Source organism: Acinetobacter sp. CIP 53.82, assembly GCF_000369465.1.
GTDB classification, from domain to species: domain Bacteria; phylum Pseudomonadota; class Gammaproteobacteria; order Pseudomonadales; family Moraxellaceae; genus Acinetobacter; species Acinetobacter indicus.
Genome location: NZ_KB850046.1, coordinates 581,422 through 599,037, shown reverse-complemented (window position 1 = coordinate 599,037; position 17,616 = coordinate 581,422). Strand labels below are relative to the sequence as shown.

Here is a 17,616-nt window from a genome sequence, read left to right as displayed (position 1 = left end):
CGACTATGGCTACAATTCATGTCGATGGAAAATCGTATGAAGTCAACGGCTCAGAAAACTTGCTGCAAGCTTGTTTAAGCCTTGGCATCGACATCCCATATTTTTGTTGGCATCCATCCTTAGGTTCTGTCGGTTCTTGCCGTCAATGTGCTGTGACGCAATACGCGAATCCTGAAGATACGCGTGGTCGTCTGGTCATGTCATGTATGACGCCTGCTGCTGACAATACCTACATCTCGATTGAAGACAAAGAAGCAAAAGATTTCCGAGCTTCTGTTGTTGAATTCTTGATGACCAACCACCCGCACGACTGTCCGGTCTGTGAAGAAGGTGGTCACTGTCATTTACAGGATATGACTGTAATGACGCAACACGACCGTCGTCGTTACCGTTTCACCAAGCGTACGCATTACAACCAGGAACTGGGTTCGTTTATTGCGCACGAGATGAACCGCTGTATCGCCTGTTACCGTTGTGTGCGTTACTACAAAGACTATGCTGGCGGTACCGACTTTGGCGTGTATGCCAACGCATCACGTGTGTACTTCGGTCGTCCAGAATCAGGGACTTTAGAATCTGAATTCTCGGGTAACCTGACTGAAGTCTGCCCAACAGGTGTATTCACCGACAAAACTCACTCTGCGCGCTACAACCGTAAGTGGGACATGCAGTATGCGCCTAGCGTATGCCAAGGCTGTTCTTCAGGCTGTAACATTTCTCCAGGTGAGCGTTATGGTGAACTGCGTCGTGTAGAAAACCGTTTCAACGGTGAAGTGAACCAGTACTTCCTGTGTGACAAAGGCCGTTTCGGTACCGGTTATGTGAACCGTGAAGATCGTCCGCGTCAGCCACAATTCCGTGATGGTCAAAATGTCACGACTGTGTCTGTCGATCAGGCATTAGACACCGTGATTGAGAATCTTCAAGGCAAAAAAGTGCTGGGTATTGGCTCACCACGTGCCTCGCTTGAATCGAACTTTGCACTGCGCGAACTGGTTGGTCAGGACAACTACTCAACCGGTATGTCGCAAAAAGAGCAAAGCCTAGTAGAACTGGCGGCATCAATCATGCAAACCGAAGGTGTTTACAACCCGGGCATGCGTGAAATTGAAAGCTATGACGCCGTGTTAATTCTGGGTGAAGATCTGACACAAACTGCACCACGTATGGCTTTATCTGTTCGTCAAGCAGCGAAAAACAAAGCCAAAGAAATGGCGGCAGAGCGTCGTACTCAAGAATGGCTGGCTGAACCGGTACAACGTATTGCGCAAGATGCAAAATCTCCGATTTACATTCTGGCTGCAACTCAAACCCGTCTTGCTGACGTGGCAACTGGTGAAGTGGTTGCATCTCCAAATGACATCGCGCGTTTAGGCTTTGCTATTGCAGCTGGCGTAAAAGGCGAAGTGATTACCGGTTTAGATGACGATGCCAAAGCATTTGCGCAAACCATCGCAGATACCTTAAAAGCGGCGAAGAAGCCTTTAATCATCTCTGGTACAAGCTTACAAGACGCTGCCATCATGGAAGCTGCTGCACAAGTGGCGCAGAATCTGGGTAATGCAGGCTTAACATTGACTGTTCCTGAAGTGAACTCAATGGGCTTGGCGATCTTTGGTGGTCAGAGCTTGGAGCAAGCCTTTGCACAAGACTATGACACCGTGATTGTGGTGGAAAATGACCTTTACCGTCGTTTACCAGCGGCTCAGGTCGATGCTGCACTTGCAGGCAAAGATATTATTGTGCTGGATCACTCTGAAACTGCGACTGTGGCGAAAGCAGACATCGTACTTTCAGCAGCAAGCTTCGCTGAAGGTGACGGTACTGTGGTATCGCAAGAAGGCCGTGCACAGCGTTTCTATCAAGTGTATGATCCAAGCTACTACAAGCCGGAACTGGCGATTAAAGAATCTTGGCGCTGGTTACATGCCCTTGAAACTGGCATGAAAGGTAAAGCGATTTCATGGACCTTGCTGGATGATGTGATCGAGTCTGTAGCGAAAAACGTACCGGCATTAGAAGGTATTTTAGACGTTGCACCAGATGCGGGCTTCCGTGTCCATGGTCTGAAAGTGGCACGTGAACCACGTCGTTACTCAGGCCGTACTGCCATTCGTGCACCGCTTTCGATTCACGAACCAAAACAGCCGACCGATGTCGATTCTGCATTAACTTTCTCGATGGAAGGTTATGTCGGTAATCAGACGCCATCTGCACTGGTGCCATTTGCGTGGTCTGCAGGCTGGAACTCGCCACAGGCCTGGAACAAATTCCAGGACAACGTGGGCGGTCACTTAAAAGGTGGTGATTCAGGCGTACGTTTATTCGACCGTTTACCAAAACGTCCAGCACGTAGCTTCGTAGCACCAAGCCCTGTATTGGCCAATCCGGACAGCTTCCGTTTGGTGCCAATGCATCATATTTTTGCGTCAGGTGAATTCACCATTAAAACACCAGCGATGGAATCACGTATTCCTGAAGCCATGTTTGCCGTGGGTGAACAGGATGCAAGCCGTTTGAACCTGAAAGATGGTCAGAAGATCACTGTGAAAGCAGGCGAGACTTCAATTGTTCTTCCAGTTCAAGTGATTGAATATTTACCTACAGGTTATATTGGTTACCCAATTGGTCTAGCACCGACGGTATCTCTTGCTGAGCCTGTGTCAGTCGCGGTAGGAGTATAATTCATGGAACAAGAATTAATGCGTCAAACACCGCTTTGGGCTGAGAACTGGCCAATTGCCTATTCAGTCATTCAAGCGATTGTGATCTTGCTGGTTGTGGTACTGGTTGCAGCATTAATGTCATTTATCGAGCGTCGTCTGCTCGGTTTATGGCAAGACCGTTATGGTCCGAACCGTGTAGGTCCGGGCGGTATGTTCCAGATTGTCGCCGACATGCTGAAAATCATGTTCAAAGAAGACTGGACACCAAAATTCGCTGACAAGCTGACTTTCCGTATGGCACCTGCAGTTGCAATGGCAACTGCGGTACTGTCGTTCATGGTTATTCCTGTATCACCGTATTTAGGTGTGGCAGACATGAGCATCGGCCTGCTGTTCTTTATGGCAATGGCGGGTATTGCAGTCTATGCGGTTCTGTTTGGTGGCTGGTCATCAAATAACAAATATGCATTGCTGGGTGGTCTACGTTCTGCAGCGCAAACCATTTCTTATGAAGTGTTCCTGGGTATTTCCCTGATGGGTGTGGTGGCAATTGCCGGCTCATTCAACATGCGTGAAATTGTAGAAGCACAGCAAGACGTCTGGTTTGTAATTCCTCAGTTCTTGGGCTTCTTGATTTTCGTGGTTGCAGGTGTTGCGGTAACGCACCGTCACCCGTTTGACCAACCAGAAGCAGAACAGGAATTGGCAGAAGGTTATCACGTCGAATACGGCGGTATGAAATGGGGGATGTTCTTCGTTGCGGAATACGTCAACGTGGTGCTGATCTCTGCGCTGATCGTGACGTTATTCTTCGGTGGCTGGTTAGCGCCATTCGGACTTGATTTCTTACCTCCAGCATTCTGGTTCATTATCAAAACAGCATTCTTTGTAATGATGTTCGTTCTGGCACGTGGTTCTTTAATGCGTCCACGTTATGACCAGGTAATGAACTTTGGCTGGAAAATTTGCTTGCCATTAGCGTTGGTGAACCTGCTGGTTACTGGCGCGGTTATCTTGTGGTAAGGGCAGGGAGAACAAAATGTATAAGTTTCTAGCTGGATTTGGGTCAATCGTGCGCTCGTTGTGGATGGTGTTCAGCCACGCAACCCGCAAACGTGACACCATTTTATATCCGGAAGTGCCAGCCGAAGAAATCGTACCACCGCGTTTCCGTGGTCGTATCGTGCTTACACGTGACCCAGATGGCGAAGAGCGCTGCGTTGCCTGTAACCTGTGTGCCGTTGCATGTCCAGTGGGTTGTATTTCACTGCAAAAAGCAGAGCAGGAAGATGGTCGTTGGTATCCGGAATTTTTCCGTATCAACTTCTCTCGCTGTATCTTCTGCGGTATGTGTGAAGAAGCCTGCCCGACAACCGCAATTCAGCTGACACCAGACTTTGAATTGGGTGAATATGTTCGTCAGGACCTGGTCTATGAAAAAGAACATTTGCTGATTTCAGGTCCGGGTAAATATCCTGACTATAACTTCTACCGTGTAACCGGTATGGCAGTTACAGGTAAAGACAAAGGTCAAGCACAAAAAGAAAGTGCACCTGTTGATGTACGGAGTCTATTACCATGATGTGGCCGTTTTATTTGATGGCACTCGTGGCCATTATCTCTACTGTTCGTGTTGTCACCAACACGAACCCAGTACATGCGTTACTGAGCTTGATCGTGTCATTACTTGCAGTTGCAGGGATGTTCATGATTGTGGGTGCACCGTTTGCCGGTGCCCTGGAAATTATTGTGTATGCCGGCGCGATCATGGTGTTATTCGTGTTCGTGGTGATGATGTTGAACTTGGGTCAGCAAACTGTTGAACAAGAGAGCAAATGGCTCAACTCATCTGCATGGGCATATCCAGCATTAATGAGCTTCCTGATGGGTCTGGTTCTGGTATGGATGCTTGCATCGGATTACTCCAGCACGCCAGCTGTCATGGGAACCGAAATTGTTGGTCCTAAAGAAGTCGGTCAAGCACTCTTTACTCACTATTTATTATTGGTTGAAGTTGCCGCGATGTTATTGCTAGCAGCCCTGGTTGCAGCATTCCACTTAGGTAAACGTGAACCAGGTGCAGAAGAGGAAAAACAATAATGGGCAACATCCCTTTAGAACATGGTTTGATCGTTGCAACCATTCTTTTTGCACTGGGTTTTTACGGTGTAATGGTGCGACGCAACCTGTTATTCATTTTAATGAGCCTTGAAATCATGATGAACGCAGCAGCACTTGCGTTCGTTCTGGCGGGTAGTGCCTGGGTACAACCAGATGGCCAGATCATGTTCATCTTGATTCTGACGCTGGCTGCGGCAGAGGCGTGTATCGGTCTTGCGATCGTCCTTCAGTTCTATCATCGCTTCCATCACCTGGATGTGGATGCTGCTAGTGAGATGCGCGGATGAGTTATTTATATTTAACAATTTTGTTCCCGCTAATCGGTTTTATTTTATTAGCGGCAGGGCGTCACAATCTTCCTGAGAAAGTTGCGGCGATTATCGGGGTAGGGGCAGTTGGTCTATCGGCATTATTTGCCCTGATTGCCGGCCTTGACTTTGTCAATAACGGTAAAGAACTTTACGTTCAGCATTTGTGGACGTGGTTTAGCGTGGGTGATTTTGCCCCAGGCATCAGTTTGCAGCTTGACGGCTTATCGTTGCTGATGATGGGCATGATTACCGGTGTTGGTTTCCTGATTCATATCTTCGCATCTTGGTATATGCGTGGTGAGGAAGACTTTGCACGTTTCTTCTCTTACTTCAACCTGTTCGTGGCCAGCATGTTACTGCTGGTACTGGGCGATAACCTAGCGTTATTGTTCCTGGGTTGGGAAGGTGTAGGTCTGTGTTCTTACCTGTTAATCGGTTATTACTACCAGAACCCGGCCAACGGTTTTGCTGCCATTAAAGCATTTACCGTAACGCGTGTGGGTGACGTATTCCTGCTGATTGCACTGTTCTTGCTGTACCAACAGTTCGGTACCCTGAATACACAGTATATCGTTGAGAATGCTGCTGCGGTTATGACCCAAAGCTCATCAATTACCATCTGGACTGCCTTAATGTTGTTCTTGGGTGCTGCTGGTAAATCTGCGCAAATCCCGTTACAAACCTGGTTGGCAGATGCGATGGCAGGTCCGACGCCAGTATCTGCGTTAATCCACGCGGCAACCATGGTGACTGCGGGTGTTTATCTATGCTGCCGTATGTTCAGCGTATTTGAACTTGCACCAGAAGTGATGATCTTCATTTCTATTACCGGTGCGGTAACCTTGCTGGTGGCTGGTTTTGCAGCGCTGGTTCAAACCGACATCAAACGTATTCTGGCTTACTCAACCATGAGTCAGCTCGGTTATATGTTTATGGCCGTAGGTGCTGAAGCGTACCAGGCGGGTCTGTTCCACATGCTGACTCACGCATTCTTCAAGGCATTATTATTCTTGTCTTCAGGTGCGGTGATTCTGGCTTACCATCATGAACAAAACATCTTCAAGATGGGTGGTCTGTTCTACAAGAACAAATTCCTGTTTGCATGTTTCGCGATTGGTGGCGGTGCCTTGGCAGCCATTCCATTCCTGACCATCGGCTTCTTCTCTAAAGATGCGATTCTGGCCGCGGTGTGGACACAAAGCCATTTAGCTGGCGTACCAGTCTTCAATACACTGTATTGGGTGGGTGTTGCAGGTGCGTTCTTAACGTCTATTTATACTTTCCGTTTAATCTGGGTAGTATTCTTCGGCAAAGAAAACACGCCTTATCATGAAATCAAAGGCATTACTTACTGGGCTCCACTGGCAATTCTGGCAGTGCTTTCAACGGGTCTGGCGATTGTGCTGAAAGCACCAGTGATGAGCATTCTGGATGCTGCACAAATTCCAGCCTTCATTATTCCTGAAGCGCTTGAAGCCGGTGCACATGGTGCTGAATACATCGCGATTGGGGTTGCTTTGGCAGGTCTTGCTGTTGGCGTGGTGCTGTTTGCGTTTGCTTACAATGCCGTAAAAGGCTTTGCTCAGACTTCTCTGGGTTCAGGTCTGGCCAATATCTGCCGTAATGCACTTGGTTTCGATGCGTTGTATGACATCGTATTCGTGAAGCCTTACCTGCTTATCGCTAAAATTTTAGGTCGCGATCCGATTGATGGCTTGTGGCTGGTGCTTCCTGCAATTGTTAAAGCAGGCAACAGCTTTACCAGTTCACGTCAAACCGGTTCATTGCGCGAATACGCCTCTAGTATGGCCCTCGGTGTTGTTGTTTTACTGCTGGTCGTGGTCGTGACTCAGGTCGTGGGGAAATAAGATGGAAGCTCCAAACAATATCATTTTACCCGCACTGATCCTCGTTCCGTTCATTGCAGGTTTTATTTGTTGGATCGTCGACAAGCTCGACGACAAACTGCCGCGCTATATTGCGCTGGTGGGTATGCTGGTAACGCTGGGTCTGACCCTGGCGTTATGGCAATCAGGTACGTATCAATATGAATTGGGTGCACAGGTTCCAAGCTGGGCTGCCCAATTCCAGTTGCCTTGGATTCAAACCCTGGGCATTAACATTCACTTGGCGGTAGATGGCTTATCATTACTCATGGTTGGCCTGACAGCGCTGCTGGGTATTTTGGCCGTCGGCTGTTCTTGGGGTGAAATCCAGAAGAACGTGGGCTTCTTCCACCTGAACCTGTTATGGTCTTTAGGTGGCGTAATTGGTGTATTCCTGGCGATTGACCTGTTCCTGTTCTTCTTCTTCTGGGAGATGATGCTGGTTCCAATCTACTTCCTGATTGCGCTTTGGGGGCATAAAGGGGCAGATGGTAAATCGCGTGTTTACGCAGCAACCAAGTTCTTCATCTATACACAGGTTGCAGGTCTGATCATGCTGATCGGTATCCTGGGGCTGGTGATTTACGGTTACATGCTGTCAGGTACCATCTCGTTCAACTACCACTATCTGTTAGCGGTGGCGAATACGCTTGATGCACAGTTACCAGCAGTGGCTTATGCCTTCATGATCTGTATGTTCATCGGCTTTGCGGTAAAACTTCCAGTTTTCCCGTTACACGGCTGGTTACCAGATGCCCACGCACAGGCACCAACAGCAGGTTCTGTTGACCTTGCAGGTATCTTGATTAAGACTGCAGCGTACGGTTTACTCCGTTTTGTGATTCCATTCTTCCCGGCGGCTTCTGCACAGTTTGCAGACATCGCGATTATTTTCGGTTTAATTGGTATTTTCTACGGCGCTTGGTGTGCCTTCCAGCAAACCGATATGAAACGCCTGTTGGCTTATACCTCTATTTCGCACATGGGCTTTGTGTTACTGGCGATTTACGCAGGTAATATCCTGACTTACCAAGGCTTAATGATCATGATGCTGGCACATGGCTTGTCATCTGCTGCATTGTTCATTATGTGTGGTCAGGTCTATGAACGTGTGCATACCCGTGACATGCGTCTGATGGGTGGTATTCGTGGTCAATTCCCGTATCTGGCCTTCTTCCTGATGTTCTTCGTGGCAGCATTGGTCGGTATCCCGGGTCTGGGTAACTTTATTGGTGAATTCCTGATTCTGATGGGTTCATTCAACCAGTTCCCTGTATTTACAATCATTGCTGCAGTGAGTCTGGTGTTTGCAGGTCTTTATGGTCTGATCCTGATTCACAAAGCATTATTTGGTACACCAAACGAAGAGCAAAAACAGCATTACAGCAATCCGTTAAAAGATCTGGATGTGCGTGAAATTGTGATTCTGTTAATTTGTGCCGTTGGTCTGTTATGGCTTGGTCTGTATCCACAAAGCTTCCTTGATATTTCCAATTCAAGCATGGCGTGGTTAGCAAACAGCTACATTCCAGTTCAAGAGCTAGTTGAAGTGACCGAACAGGTAAGCACTCAACTCGAAAATGTGGAGATCCAATAAGTCATGAACTTCACAATGTCATTTTCCGAGCTTATGCCATTAGCTCCTGTGATGATCGTGGCTTTAACTGCGATCGTCGTGATGATTCTCACCGCAATCAAGCGTAACCATAACCTGATTGCGACAGCATCTGTAGTGGGCTTAAACCTTGCTGCAGCGTATATTCTGCTCTCATTATTCGGTGGTGCTTTTGCACCAGCGAATGTCATGGGCATGTTTATGATTGATCAGTTCACACTGGTTTATCAGTTACTGATCCTGGTTGCTGCACTGGCTTGCTGTACCTTGTCACATGCTTATATTGAAAGCTATAAAGACAATCGTGAAGAGCTGTACATTCTGATGTTGTCCTCAGTTGCAGGCGCAATGCTCATGGTGGCAAGCTCGCACTATGCTTCATTCTTCATCAGCCTGGAATTGATGTCGATTCCGGTATATGGCTTGTTGGCCTATACACATCAGCGTTCGAAGTCTTTAGAAGCAGGGGTGAAATACCTGGTACTTTCAGCAACCGCATCTGCGATGTTGCTGATGGGTATGGCGTATATTTATGCCTACACTGGTTCACTGTCATTCTATGACTCTGTACAGGCGCTTATGCAGAACCTGCACCAGCCACTGGTCATTTTAGGTATTGCCTTAATTATCTTTGCGGTTGCATTCAAACTGTCTTTGGCACCATTCCACAAATGGACACCAGATGTGTATGCGGGTGCTCCAGCACCAATCGCGACCTTCCTGGCAACGGCTGCCAAAGTGGCGACCATTGGTTTGTTCGTACGTTACTTGCTGACTTCAGGTGCCATCCTGCAAGAATCAGTTATTACACTGCTGACCATTATTGCCGTACTGTCGATTGTGGTCGGTAACTTCCTGGCGGTACGCCAAGTGAACTTGAAGCGTGTCCTGGCATACTCTTCAATCGCACACTTCGGTTATCTGCTGATTGGTCTGATCAGTCTGACTTATGCCAGCTTGGGTAATGTGACTGTTTATGTAATTACCTATGTATTAACCACGATTGGTGCTTTCGGTGCCGTAGCGTTAATGTCGAGTCCATATAACAACACTTCAGAAGCAGAAAGTCTGGCTGAATACCGTGGTCTGTTCTGGCGTCGTCCAGTGCTGACTGCTGTATTAACCGTGATGATGCTGTCTCTGGCCGGTATTCCACTGACTGCAGGCTTTATTGGTAAGTTCCTGATTGTCATGGCTGCGGTAACAACCCAGCACTGGTTCCTGGCAGCGATGATTATTGTCGGTTCGGGTATTGGTCTGTATTACTATTTACGTGTGATGGTGGTGATGTATATGACTCCGCCAGAAACACCAAAAATGGATGCAGTCGATCACTGGGGTCAACGTGTTGGCGGGATCATGGTTCTGCTGGCTGCACTGGCGGTATTGGTGATTGGTGTTTATCCGGATCCAATTATCCAGATGGCGCTTGAAGCCGAGATTTTATCTCCAATTCACTTCATGCTGTCTCAGCAATAATCTTGAAAAAGAGAATTGTCTAGCAAAAAGCCCTCAATATTTGAGGGCTTTTTTGTTTTTATCAGGGTCAAAAAATGATTATAATAGACGGAATTTTATCTTAACCTTTTAGGTGTTCTCCCGTGGCTATCCATGAAATTCGTCATCCGCTCATTCGTCATAAACTCGGTTTACTGCGTCGTGCAGATATCAGCACTAAAAACTTCCGCGAGCTGGCGCAAGAAGTGACCATGCTGTTGACCTATGAGGCGACCAAAGATTTGCCAATGGTCGAGCATGAAATTGACGGCTGGAATGGTGCGGTCACGGTAGACCGTATTGCCGGTAAAAAAATTACGGTGGTACCAATTTTACGTGCTGGTATTGGCATGCTGGATGGTTTCCTGAACCTGATTCCAAGTGCCAAAGTTTCTGTACTGGGCTTAGAACGTGATGAAGAAACGCTGGAAGCGCGTACCTACTATAAAAAACTGGTGCCAGATGTACAAAACCGTATTGCCATGATCATTGATCCAATGCTGGCCACCGGTTCATCTTTAGTGGCGGCGATTGATGTGTTAAAAGCCAGCGGCTGTAAAGATATTCGCGTGATGGTGCTGGTGGCTGCGCCAGAAGGCATTCAGCGTGTAGAGGAAGCGCACCCGGATGTGGTAATTTTCACTGCCTCTGTTGATCAGGGCCTGAATGAAAATGGCTATATCGTACCGGGCCTGGGTGATGCCGGTGACAAAATTTTCGGTTCCGTGCAAAAAGACTGATTTTGCCAGTGAACAGAGAAGGGGCTTTTATAGCCTCTTTTTTATATACTAAGCTTGAAGCGCAAATGGGGGACAGGTCGATGAGCAACGAACAATATCAGGGTAAAGTTAAGCAATACAACGCAGACAAGGGTTACGGCTTTATTGCCTGTCCGGAAGGCGAAGTGTTTTTTCATATTTCCGATTTCCCGGCCGATGGGATAGAACCGAAGCGAAATGACCGGGTGAAATTTAATGTGGTCAAAAACGGCAACAAGTTTAAAGCAGTGAAAATTGAGCGGGTTGAAGACCAGTCGGCCAAAGCCAAAAAATCCAAAGTGGCCGCCCATAACCAGTCGATTACTTCTTCCCTGCTGTCCAATTTCCGACGTTAATCCATCAAACCGTATTTTCATCCTCGATACAGGATTTGTATCGTAGAGCATAAAAAGCGCCTATTGGCGCTTTTTATAGTTGAAATTGCAGCCTTATTTGCTGTCACAGAATTTCATAAAGGCTTTCAGACCCGGGCCCTGGTATTTTTGACGATGCACCAGCATAAATAAAGGCCGCGCCAGTTGCCAGAATGGAGTGTCTAAAATCACCAGCTGGCCTTTTTCGCGTAAAGGTTCAATGGCCAGTTTTGAAATACAGGACATGCCTAAGCCGCCGGCCACAATTTTCAGAATCGCTTCATTATGACCCAGGGTTAAACGGATTTTGGCATCTGGCACATCTTTTAAAATGGCGTTATCAAATACTTCACGGGTGCCTGAACCTTCTTCACGTAAAATCCATTCCACCTGTTTAAAGTCTTCTGCGGTTAAGGCACGGTCTAGCTGCGCCAGCGGATGATTCGGTGAACAGCAGACCGCCAGTTCATCATCACGCCAGTGGATACATTGCAGCTGCGGCAAATGACAGGAACCTTCAATCAGGGCTAAATCGAGCTGGAACTGGTTGACTGCTTCAATCATTTGACGGGTATTGCCGACCTGCAGCTGTAAATGCGCCTGTGGCTGAATTTGTAGGAAGTTGGCCATTAAATCTGGCATCAGATAATCGGAAATGGTCAGGGTCGCGCCCAGGCGCAAATCAATGCTTTGCAGCTCGCCTTTGGCGGCCTGTTCAAAGGCTTCACAGCGGCCTAGAATTTCAAGCGCCTGCGGGAGTAAAAAACGGCCCAGATCATTCAATTGCAGGCGTTTACCTAAACGGTCAAACAGGGGTGCGCCTAAACCATCTTCCAGATCTGCTAAAGCCATACTCGCCGCACTTTGCGTCAGTTTGACGGCATCACTGGCCTTGGTTACTGTGCCTTCTTGAGCGACTGCTACAAAAACAGCCAATTGGCGTAAAGTCATGCGCATGAATATAGCCTTAACATTTAAAAAATATTAATAAATTATGCTGCCATGCTACCATGAGCGCAGTCTTTCATGCCACGTACAAATTATGTCAATTGAAAAATTTAGCCTAGAAACGGTGTTATCTGTACATCGCTGGACCGATACCTTGTTCAGCTTTACCATGACGCGTCCAGCCCACTTTAAATTTACTGCCGGGCAATTTGCGCGTATTGGCCTTAAAGTCGGCGATGAACTGGTGGTGCGGGCCTATTCAGTGGTGTCCTCACCTTTTGATGAAACCCTGGAATTCTTTTCAATTGTCGTACCCGATGGGGCCTTTACTTCCAATCTGCAACATCTGCAGGTTGGCGATGAGCTGTATTTGGAAAAAGTACCGTATGGCTTTTTAACCTTGGCGCGCTATCAGTTGCCTTTGCCACAAGACTTATGGCTTTTGGGTACCGGCACCGGACTGGCGCCATTCCTGTCGATGCTGCAAGATTTTGACACCTGGAATAAATACCAGCATATTCATCTGGTCTATAGTGTCCGGACTGCAGCGGAACTGGCCTATGTCGAGCGGATTGAAGAAATTGCAGCGACTTTTGGCGAAGGACATACAGGTTTTAAATTTGTGCCAATTATTACCCGTGATCCGAACGCACCTTTGCATGACCGTCTGCCGGTGTTAATCGCCAATGGCGAGCTGGAAAAAGCCGTGGGCCTGTCTTTTAATCCGGACAGCAGTCATGTGATGCTATGTGGTAACCCGCAAATGGTGGAAGATACCAAAGAAGCCCTAAAAGCGCGTGGCCTGAGCATGAATCGCCGTGGAGAAGGCAATATTGCAGTAGAAAACTACTGGTAAGCTTGAGTGCTACAGGCTTACTTCAATGGTCTGCTGTTCTCAGCCTGGTTTATTGTTCTGTGAGGATGTGATGCAAGTGTTTCAATCCATGCTTATGGCCAGCGTCGCGCTGGTGGCCGCAACTACGCTGCAGGCAAATATCACAGGCACGGAAACAGAAGTGACGGTACAAGAAAATGTGCTGATCTATGCTGGCCCGCTCAGCCAAGATGCCAATACCCGTGCAGCTGCTTTGTTAAAGCAGTTCCCGCAAGTACAGACCCTGAAAATCACCAGTCAAGGGGGTGAAATTGGTCTGGGAATGGATTTGGGTGATCTGGTCTATGCGCATCAGCTGAATGTAGAAGTCGGGCAATACTGTTTTTCCTCCTGCGCCAATTATGTGTTTCCGGCCGGAAATATCAAATATCTGAACTGGCGCAGTCAGCTGGGCTGGCATGGCGGCGCCATGTAACCAATGCAGTTTGATGATGCAGACATGGAGCAGGCCTATCAGCAGTATATTGGCCCGATGCGCGCCAGAGAAACCGCGTTTTTCCAGAAAATTCAGGTCCAGCAGGCATCGACTACAGCAGGGCAAGCGCCTGAATATGCGCGCTATCAAGATTGTATTGGCTGGCGCTATACACGCCAGAAAATGCAAAGTCTGGGAATAGATCAGGTGCGCTATAAACAGCTGATCTGGCTACCCAAATCCAGTTTTAAGCAGCAGTGTATTTTTACCATTCGCTAGCGGATTAAATGAAACGTATATTCTATTAAAAAACCTCATCTGTATGATTCAGATGAGGTTTTTTTGATGAAGTGTCAGTGCCGCTTGAATATACTTAATGCACAAACATATCCATAAAATGACGGATTTCCTGAATCGCTGTTTCTGTATCAGTAGTCAGCCAAGTTGGTTCAAAAAAGCCGGCATAGTGTTCGACACGGTCTGCAGGGACCACCAGACGCACTGGACATTCTTCTTCCAGTAAGCGCCATGGAATAATCGGCACTTCATTATCGAGCCAGGCCGCGACATTACGCACATCAATCACCATGGCATTAATGCAGTCTGGAAACGGCATCACTGAAAACTCTTCAGTACGACGGCGGAAATATTCCAGATCGCCCCATTTCAGAAGAAAGCTCGGTTTACTGAACTCAATAATCCCGATTAAATGCTGATCACGCGTGTAGTGCAAAGCACATTGATGTGTGACGTCAGTGTCAAGATCAAGCGTTACACTTTGTTGACGATACGCCATAAAATTCTGGAGCATGAAAAAAAGAGTGACATATTATAGCGCATTTGTATGCGTTAAGGCAGCGCTTGTGGTGGGCGAGCTGAAGCAAATTGTTACCTGGCATTTTGCTGTATCAAGCAAGGAGGGGCTGATCAGCACTGGAGAATGCTCAGGCTGCTGAATTTTTTCTCTCATCTAGGCGATTCTATATTCCTTTTCATGTGCTTATTCTTCTAATTTTGCATCAGTTATTCATCTGCTTATTGCGACTAAAAAGTATACAAGTCCTGTCAGCTGCTAAATCCAGTTTACGTCAAAATTTTGAATAAAATGAAAGCAGTAAAAAACTTCATTTTTTGTAATTACATTTTTCACCATCTCACAATGCTTTGTCACACAACACAACAATGCTTCTTGTTAGTATAAAAATTCGACAAGCGAATAGAAAAGAAGTGAGGGAAACATGAGCCATGATTTTAACAAGCCACCTCATGTCACAAGCGCAGAAGAAGTACAAAAGAAAAAACGTATGCCAGTTTTTATCTTGATTGCTGTGGGTGTTTTTCTGCTGGCACTGGTGGTGTACATGTTTGCGGATCGTGATCCTAAACCGAGTGAGGCACCACCTGGGCATCCGAATGCCAATGTAGAACAGGCTACACCCAATAACAGTACGCCTGCAATGGCTGAAGAAGGTGTGGCGACCACAGGTGTGGATGGCGATATTGGCACCGCTGTAGATGGTGATTCAGCCACTGCCACTGATGGCGATACCGCTACGGCCACTGCTCAATAAGTCTGAAGATTGCATAAACCCTGACCATCAGTTCAGGGTTTTTTGCGATAGCCGTGCATTTTTACACGCTTGGTACTTCATAAAAACACGGTACTTAAAAACACAAAGTACTTAAACCTTTCATTTTTACCATGATCAAGATGCGCATCTTTTGCCATGAACAACGAATGTAGAAAGTCATAACAAGAGGGCAAGACATATGAATGATTATTTTGATGGAAACCCGAGAGGTGCAGGCTTCGATGCCATGTACTACTGGGAACAGTTTCATCCCATTTTATCGGCGATTGCCATACTTATTATTGGTTGGATTATTGCATTAATTGTCGGTGCAGCCATTAAAAAAGGCTTAGAAAAGCTGGGCATCAACCAGAAGCTGTCGCATGCCACCGGGCACCGTCCCAATGTAGAAAGTATTCTGTCCAGAGTTGCCTTCTGGATCATCATGATTATCGCGATTATCGCGGCGCTGAATGTGCTGAATCTGACCAGTGTCAGTGGGCCGTTTAGCAATATGATTCAAAGCTTCCTGGTCTTTATTCCCCAGTTGTTGGCAGCCATTGCGGTCGGTTTTATTGCCTGGATTGTCGCAACGCTGGTCAAAATGGGCCTGCAGCGCGTACTGAATCGTACCCAGCTGGATGAAAAGCTCAGTGCCGATGTCGGGGTTAGCCCGATTAGCCGCAATATCAGTGATATTGTGTACTGGTTAATCCTGCTACTGTTCTTGCCAATTGTGCTGTCGATTCTGGGCTTAAACGGCCTGTTGTATCCAGTACAAAACATGGTGACTGAAGCCATTTCTTATCTGCCGAATATCTTTATTGCCGGCGTGATTATTTTTGTCGGTTATATTCTGGCTAAAATTGTCCGTGGTATTGTCGAAGGTTTAATTGGCAGTCTGAATCTGCAACAGCAGGCGCAAAAAATTGGCCTGTTCAAGAACTCTAACTTGCCGAAGCTGGTCGGTTCTTTTATTTTTGCCCTGATCATCATTACTGCATTAATCATTGCATTTGAAGCCTTGGGTATTGAGGCGATTTCTCAGCCGGCAACCGCCATGCTGCATGAAATCATGTATGCAATTCCGCATATTATTGCCGCCGGTTTAATCCTGATCATTGCCTATGTGGTGTCACGTTTCGTGGCCAATCTGGTGGTTGAAATTATTTCAGGTACGGGTGTCGATGAAATTCCGGCCAAACTGGGCGTACAACGTTTCCTCGGTACCACCAAAGTATCGACCATGGTTGGTTGTCTGATCGTGTTCTTTACCATGCTGTTTGCCGTGTCTGAAGCGGCCAATCGTCTTGGTTTCGAGCAGGTAAGTGGTCTGATTTCGATGTTCATTTACTTCGGTGCCAATATTCTGCTGGGCGCGGTCATTCTGGTGGTCGGTTTCTGGCTGGCGAATGTGGTGGCCAAAGTGGTCGAGCGTGGTGAATACAACAGTTCACGCTGGTTAGCGACGCTGGTACGCGTACTGATTATGGGTCTGGTCGTAGCAATGGGCTTACGTGCCATGGGCATTGCCGATTCTATTGTGAACCTGGCCTTCGGTCTAACCTTGGGTGCAGTTGCGGTGGCCTTTGCTCTGGCCTTTGGTCTGGGTGGCCGTCAACCGGCAGAACGTGTTTTAACCGATCTGATTGATAAAGCCAAACGCGAAGCCAAGCAGCCGAATCCGTTGAAACAGGAGCAGGACAGTGCGGCCAATAGTGGCTTTACGACCCCAGGAGTGAATCCAATGAACAAACAGGACCCGTCACAAGGGACAAATACCCCCATGACTACGGATTTGTCGAATACCACACCGGCAACGCTGACCACTGCACCACAGGAAGATGAAGCATCCGGTGCAGATCAGGTTACACCTGATACGCTGAAGGTAGACCCGGCGCATCCGGCCAGCAATAATCCGTTTGGTTCAACTGGTGAAAAAGAACCGGATGTCGATGCACATCAACCACGAAAAGATGATCCGAAATAACCTGTCATCTATCTACAAGGTCGATCAAACTGAGTGTTGATCGACCTCGTTTTTTGTTGAAAACTGGAGAAGCAGAGTGACGAAAAAGAAAGCGCCTTCCAATCTTTTTGCACCCGTAGTGATTGCAGGGATTACCCTTGGCTTTTTGGCCAGCGCCTATAAATTTATTTTTGCCAAAACTCAAAACCAAAATCAAAACCAACCCGCCCAGAGCGCTGATGATTCGGGCGATACCGGGCAAGCTGCGACCAAAGTCGATGATGTTGTATAAATGAACAATTTTTTGTTATAGTAAAGCTTCATAAAAAAGGAATAAATATTTCATATATTTTAGATGCTTATATTTAATCTGTATGAAATATTCAGGGAATAAAATCGACGAAAGTCTATTTGGGGAAGACCTTATGTTAAAAATTAGCTTAAAACAATCAGAACAGCCGGCAGTACTACCAAAGCATGTTCAGTGCGCCGTGGTGAAAATGCAGCAGACTATTTTACGTGTACAACGCCAGAATCATCTGTGCTTATTGCGCACAGATTATCTGGAATAATTCATCCACCAGTTTTAT

Annotated in this window: 19 protein-coding genes; 17 read left to right on the top strand and 2 right to left on the bottom strand. The window is 47.0% G+C overall.

Going from position 1 to position 17,616, the window contains the following annotated elements; genetic code table 11:
- Positions 1 to 5 precede the first annotated feature (5 nt).
- From nuoG to F905_RS08400, 10 genes are all read left to right on the top strand, one after another.
- Entirely contained in the window at positions 6 to 2,684 is a 2,679-nt protein-coding gene (gene nuoG, locus F905_RS08445; protein WP_005179641.1) for an NADH-quinone oxidoreductase subunit NuoG, read from the top strand.
- A gap of 3 nt (positions 2,685 to 2,687) precedes the next feature.
- A complete protein-coding gene (gene nuoH / locus F905_RS08440; RefSeq protein WP_005179637.1) occupies positions 2,688 to 3,689 on the top strand; it encodes an NADH-quinone oxidoreductase subunit NuoH in 1,002 nt (333 codons plus the stop codon).
- A 16-nt stretch (positions 3,690 to 3,705) separates the two neighbouring features.
- Complete coding sequence (nuoI, locus tag F905_RS08435; RefSeq protein ID WP_005179629.1) at positions 3,706 to 4,248, top strand: NADH-quinone oxidoreductase subunit NuoI; 543 nt, start codon at positions 3,706 to 3,708, stop codon at positions 4,246 to 4,248.
- Entirely contained in the window at positions 4,248 to 4,766 is a 519-nt protein-coding gene (gene nuoJ / locus F905_RS08430; protein ID WP_171065113.1) for an NADH-quinone oxidoreductase subunit J, read from the top strand. The genes nuoI and nuoJ overlap by 1 nt, the downstream gene beginning before the upstream one ends.
- The gene (gene nuoK / locus F905_RS08425) at positions 4,766 to 5,074 is read left to right on the top strand and encodes an NADH-quinone oxidoreductase subunit NuoK (RefSeq protein WP_005179622.1); all 309 of its coding nucleotides are present in this window, start codon (positions 4,766 to 4,768) and stop codon (positions 5,072 to 5,074) included. The genes nuoJ and nuoK overlap by 1 nt, the downstream gene beginning before the upstream one ends.
- On the top strand, positions 5,071 to 6,966 hold the full coding sequence (gene nuoL, locus F905_RS08420; RefSeq protein ID WP_005179621.1) for an NADH-quinone oxidoreductase subunit L: 1,896 nt from the start codon (positions 5,071 to 5,073) through the stop codon (positions 6,964 to 6,966). The genes nuoK and nuoL overlap by 4 nt, the downstream gene beginning before the upstream one ends.
- A 1-nt stretch (position 6,967) precedes the next feature.
- Positions 6,968 to 8,581, top strand: coding sequence for an NADH-quinone oxidoreductase subunit M (nuoM, locus tag F905_RS08415; RefSeq protein WP_005179620.1), 1,614 nt, complete (start codon positions 6,968 to 6,970; stop codon positions 8,579 to 8,581).
- Positions 8,582 to 8,584: 3 nt separating this feature from the next.
- A complete protein-coding gene (nuoN, locus tag F905_RS08410) occupies positions 8,585 to 10,078 on the top strand; it encodes an NADH-quinone oxidoreductase subunit NuoN (protein WP_005179615.1) in 1,494 nt (497 codons plus the stop codon).
- Positions 10,079 to 10,200: 122 nt separating this feature from the next.
- A complete protein-coding gene (gene upp / locus F905_RS08405; RefSeq protein WP_005179614.1) occupies positions 10,201 to 10,836 on the top strand; it encodes a uracil phosphoribosyltransferase in 636 nt (211 codons plus the stop codon).
- Between the two features lie 80 nt (positions 10,837 to 10,916).
- Positions 10,917 to 11,210, top strand: coding sequence for a cold-shock protein (locus tag F905_RS08400; RefSeq protein WP_005179613.1), 294 nt, complete (start codon positions 10,917 to 10,919; stop codon positions 11,208 to 11,210).
- Positions 11,211 to 11,303: 93 nt separating this feature from the next.
- Here the strand turns inward: F905_RS08400 and gigC are convergent, their stop codons facing one another.
- Entirely contained in the window at positions 11,304 to 12,185 is an 882-nt protein-coding gene (gene gigC, locus F905_RS08395) for a LysR family transcriptional regulator GigC (protein WP_005179612.1), read from the bottom strand.
- 85 nt (positions 12,186 to 12,270) lie between these two features.
- Here gigC and F905_RS08390 point away from each other — a divergent pair, with 85 nt between their 5' ends.
- The 3 genes from F905_RS08390 to F905_RS08380 all read left to right on the top strand — a co-directional run bounded on the left by F905_RS08390 (position 12,271) and on the right by F905_RS08380 (position 13,765).
- Positions 12,271 to 13,032 carry a ferredoxin--NADP reductase gene (locus tag F905_RS08390; RefSeq protein WP_034597870.1) on the top strand — a complete coding sequence of 254 codons (762 nt, stop codon included), beginning with the start codon at positions 12,271 to 12,273 and terminating at the stop codon, positions 13,030 to 13,032.
- A 70-nt stretch (positions 13,033 to 13,102) separates the two neighbouring features.
- Complete coding sequence (locus F905_RS08385; protein ID WP_005179607.1) at positions 13,103 to 13,486, top strand: hypothetical protein; 384 nt, start codon at positions 13,103 to 13,105, stop codon at positions 13,484 to 13,486.
- Positions 13,487 to 13,489: 3 nt separating this feature from the next.
- Positions 13,490 to 13,765 (top strand): hypothetical protein, encoded by a 276-nt coding sequence (locus tag F905_RS08380; protein WP_005179605.1) that lies wholly within the window; start codon positions 13,490 to 13,492, stop codon positions 13,763 to 13,765.
- 94 nt (positions 13,766 to 13,859) lie between these two features.
- On the opposite strand, the gene F905_RS08375 is transcribed toward F905_RS08380, so the two are convergent.
- A complete protein-coding gene (locus tag F905_RS08375; RefSeq protein WP_034598216.1) occupies positions 13,860 to 14,282 on the bottom strand; it encodes a hypothetical protein in 423 nt (140 codons plus the stop codon).
- Positions 14,283 to 14,724: 442 nt separating this feature from the next.
- Between F905_RS08375 and F905_RS08370 the strand changes: the two genes are divergently transcribed.
- The 4 genes from F905_RS08370 (at position 14,725) to F905_RS15515 (ending at position 17,598) form a co-directional block, all read left to right on the top strand.
- Complete coding sequence (locus F905_RS08370) at positions 14,725 to 15,057, top strand: flagellar basal body-associated FliL family protein (RefSeq protein ID WP_005179600.1); 333 nt, start codon at positions 14,725 to 14,727, stop codon at positions 15,055 to 15,057.
- Between the two features lie 199 nt (positions 15,058 to 15,256).
- The gene (locus F905_RS08365) at positions 15,257 to 17,047 is read left to right on the top strand and encodes a mechanosensitive ion channel (RefSeq protein ID WP_005179598.1); all 1,791 of its coding nucleotides are present in this window, start codon (positions 15,257 to 15,259) and stop codon (positions 17,045 to 17,047) included.
- A gap of 76 nt (positions 17,048 to 17,123) precedes the next feature.
- Positions 17,124 to 17,318, top strand: a complete 195-nt coding sequence (locus F905_RS08360; RefSeq protein WP_005179595.1) for a hypothetical protein — start codon at positions 17,124 to 17,126, stop codon at positions 17,316 to 17,318.
- Between the two features lie 133 nt (positions 17,319 to 17,451).
- The gene (locus F905_RS15515) at positions 17,452 to 17,598 is read left to right on the top strand and encodes a hypothetical protein (RefSeq protein ID WP_005179593.1); all 147 of its coding nucleotides are present in this window, start codon (positions 17,452 to 17,454) and stop codon (positions 17,596 to 17,598) included.
- Positions 17,599 to 17,616: the final 18 nt, after the last annotated feature.

What these genes read in the sequence shown, in the direction of transcription:
- nuoN (WP_005179615.1), top strand. Translation starts at nt 8,585, where the DNA reads ATGAACTTCACAATGTCATTTTCCGAGCTTATGCCATTAGCTCCTGTG.
- gigC (WP_005179612.1), bottom strand. Translation starts at nt 12,185, where the DNA reads ATGCGCATGACTTTACGCCAATTGGCTGTTTTTGTAGCAGTCGCTCAA.
- F905_RS08365 (WP_005179598.1), top strand. Translation starts at nt 15,257, where the DNA reads ATGAATGATTATTTTGATGGAAACCCGAGAGGTGCAGGCTTCGATGCC.
- nuoK (WP_005179622.1), top strand. Translation starts at nt 4,766, where the DNA reads ATGGGCAACATCCCTTTAGAACATGGTTTGATCGTTGCAACCATTCTT.
- nuoH (WP_005179637.1), top strand. Translation starts at nt 2,688, where the DNA reads ATGGAACAAGAATTAATGCGTCAAACACCGCTTTGGGCTGAGAACTGG.
- F905_RS08390 (WP_034597870.1), top strand. Translation starts at nt 12,271, where the DNA reads ATGTCAATTGAAAAATTTAGCCTAGAAACGGTGTTATCTGTACATCGC.
- F905_RS08400 (WP_005179613.1), top strand. Translation starts at nt 10,917, where the DNA reads ATGAGCAACGAACAATATCAGGGTAAAGTTAAGCAATACAACGCAGAC.
- F905_RS08375 (WP_034598216.1), bottom strand. Translation starts at nt 14,282, where the DNA reads ATGGCGTATCGTCAACAAAGTGTAACGCTTGATCTTGACACTGACGTC.
- F905_RS15515 (WP_005179593.1), top strand. Translation starts at nt 17,452, where the DNA reads ATGTTAAAAATTAGCTTAAAACAATCAGAACAGCCGGCAGTACTACCA.
- nuoM (WP_005179620.1), top strand. Translation starts at nt 6,968, where the DNA reads ATGGAAGCTCCAAACAATATCATTTTACCCGCACTGATCCTCGTTCCG.
- nuoL (WP_005179621.1), top strand. Translation starts at nt 5,071, where the DNA reads ATGAGTTATTTATATTTAACAATTTTGTTCCCGCTAATCGGTTTTATT.
- nuoG (WP_005179641.1), top strand. Translation starts at nt 6, where the DNA reads ATGGCTACAATTCATGTCGATGGAAAATCGTATGAAGTCAACGGCTCA.
- nuoI (WP_005179629.1), top strand. Translation starts at nt 3,706, where the DNA reads ATGTATAAGTTTCTAGCTGGATTTGGGTCAATCGTGCGCTCGTTGTGG.
- F905_RS08380 (WP_005179605.1), top strand. Translation starts at nt 13,490, where the DNA reads ATGCAGTTTGATGATGCAGACATGGAGCAGGCCTATCAGCAGTATATT.
- nuoJ (WP_171065113.1), top strand. Translation starts at nt 4,248, where the DNA reads ATGTGGCCGTTTTATTTGATGGCACTCGTGGCCATTATCTCTACTGTT.
- F905_RS08370 (WP_005179600.1), top strand. Translation starts at nt 14,725, where the DNA reads ATGAGCCATGATTTTAACAAGCCACCTCATGTCACAAGCGCAGAAGAA.
- F905_RS08385 (WP_005179607.1), top strand. Translation starts at nt 13,103, where the DNA reads ATGCAAGTGTTTCAATCCATGCTTATGGCCAGCGTCGCGCTGGTGGCC.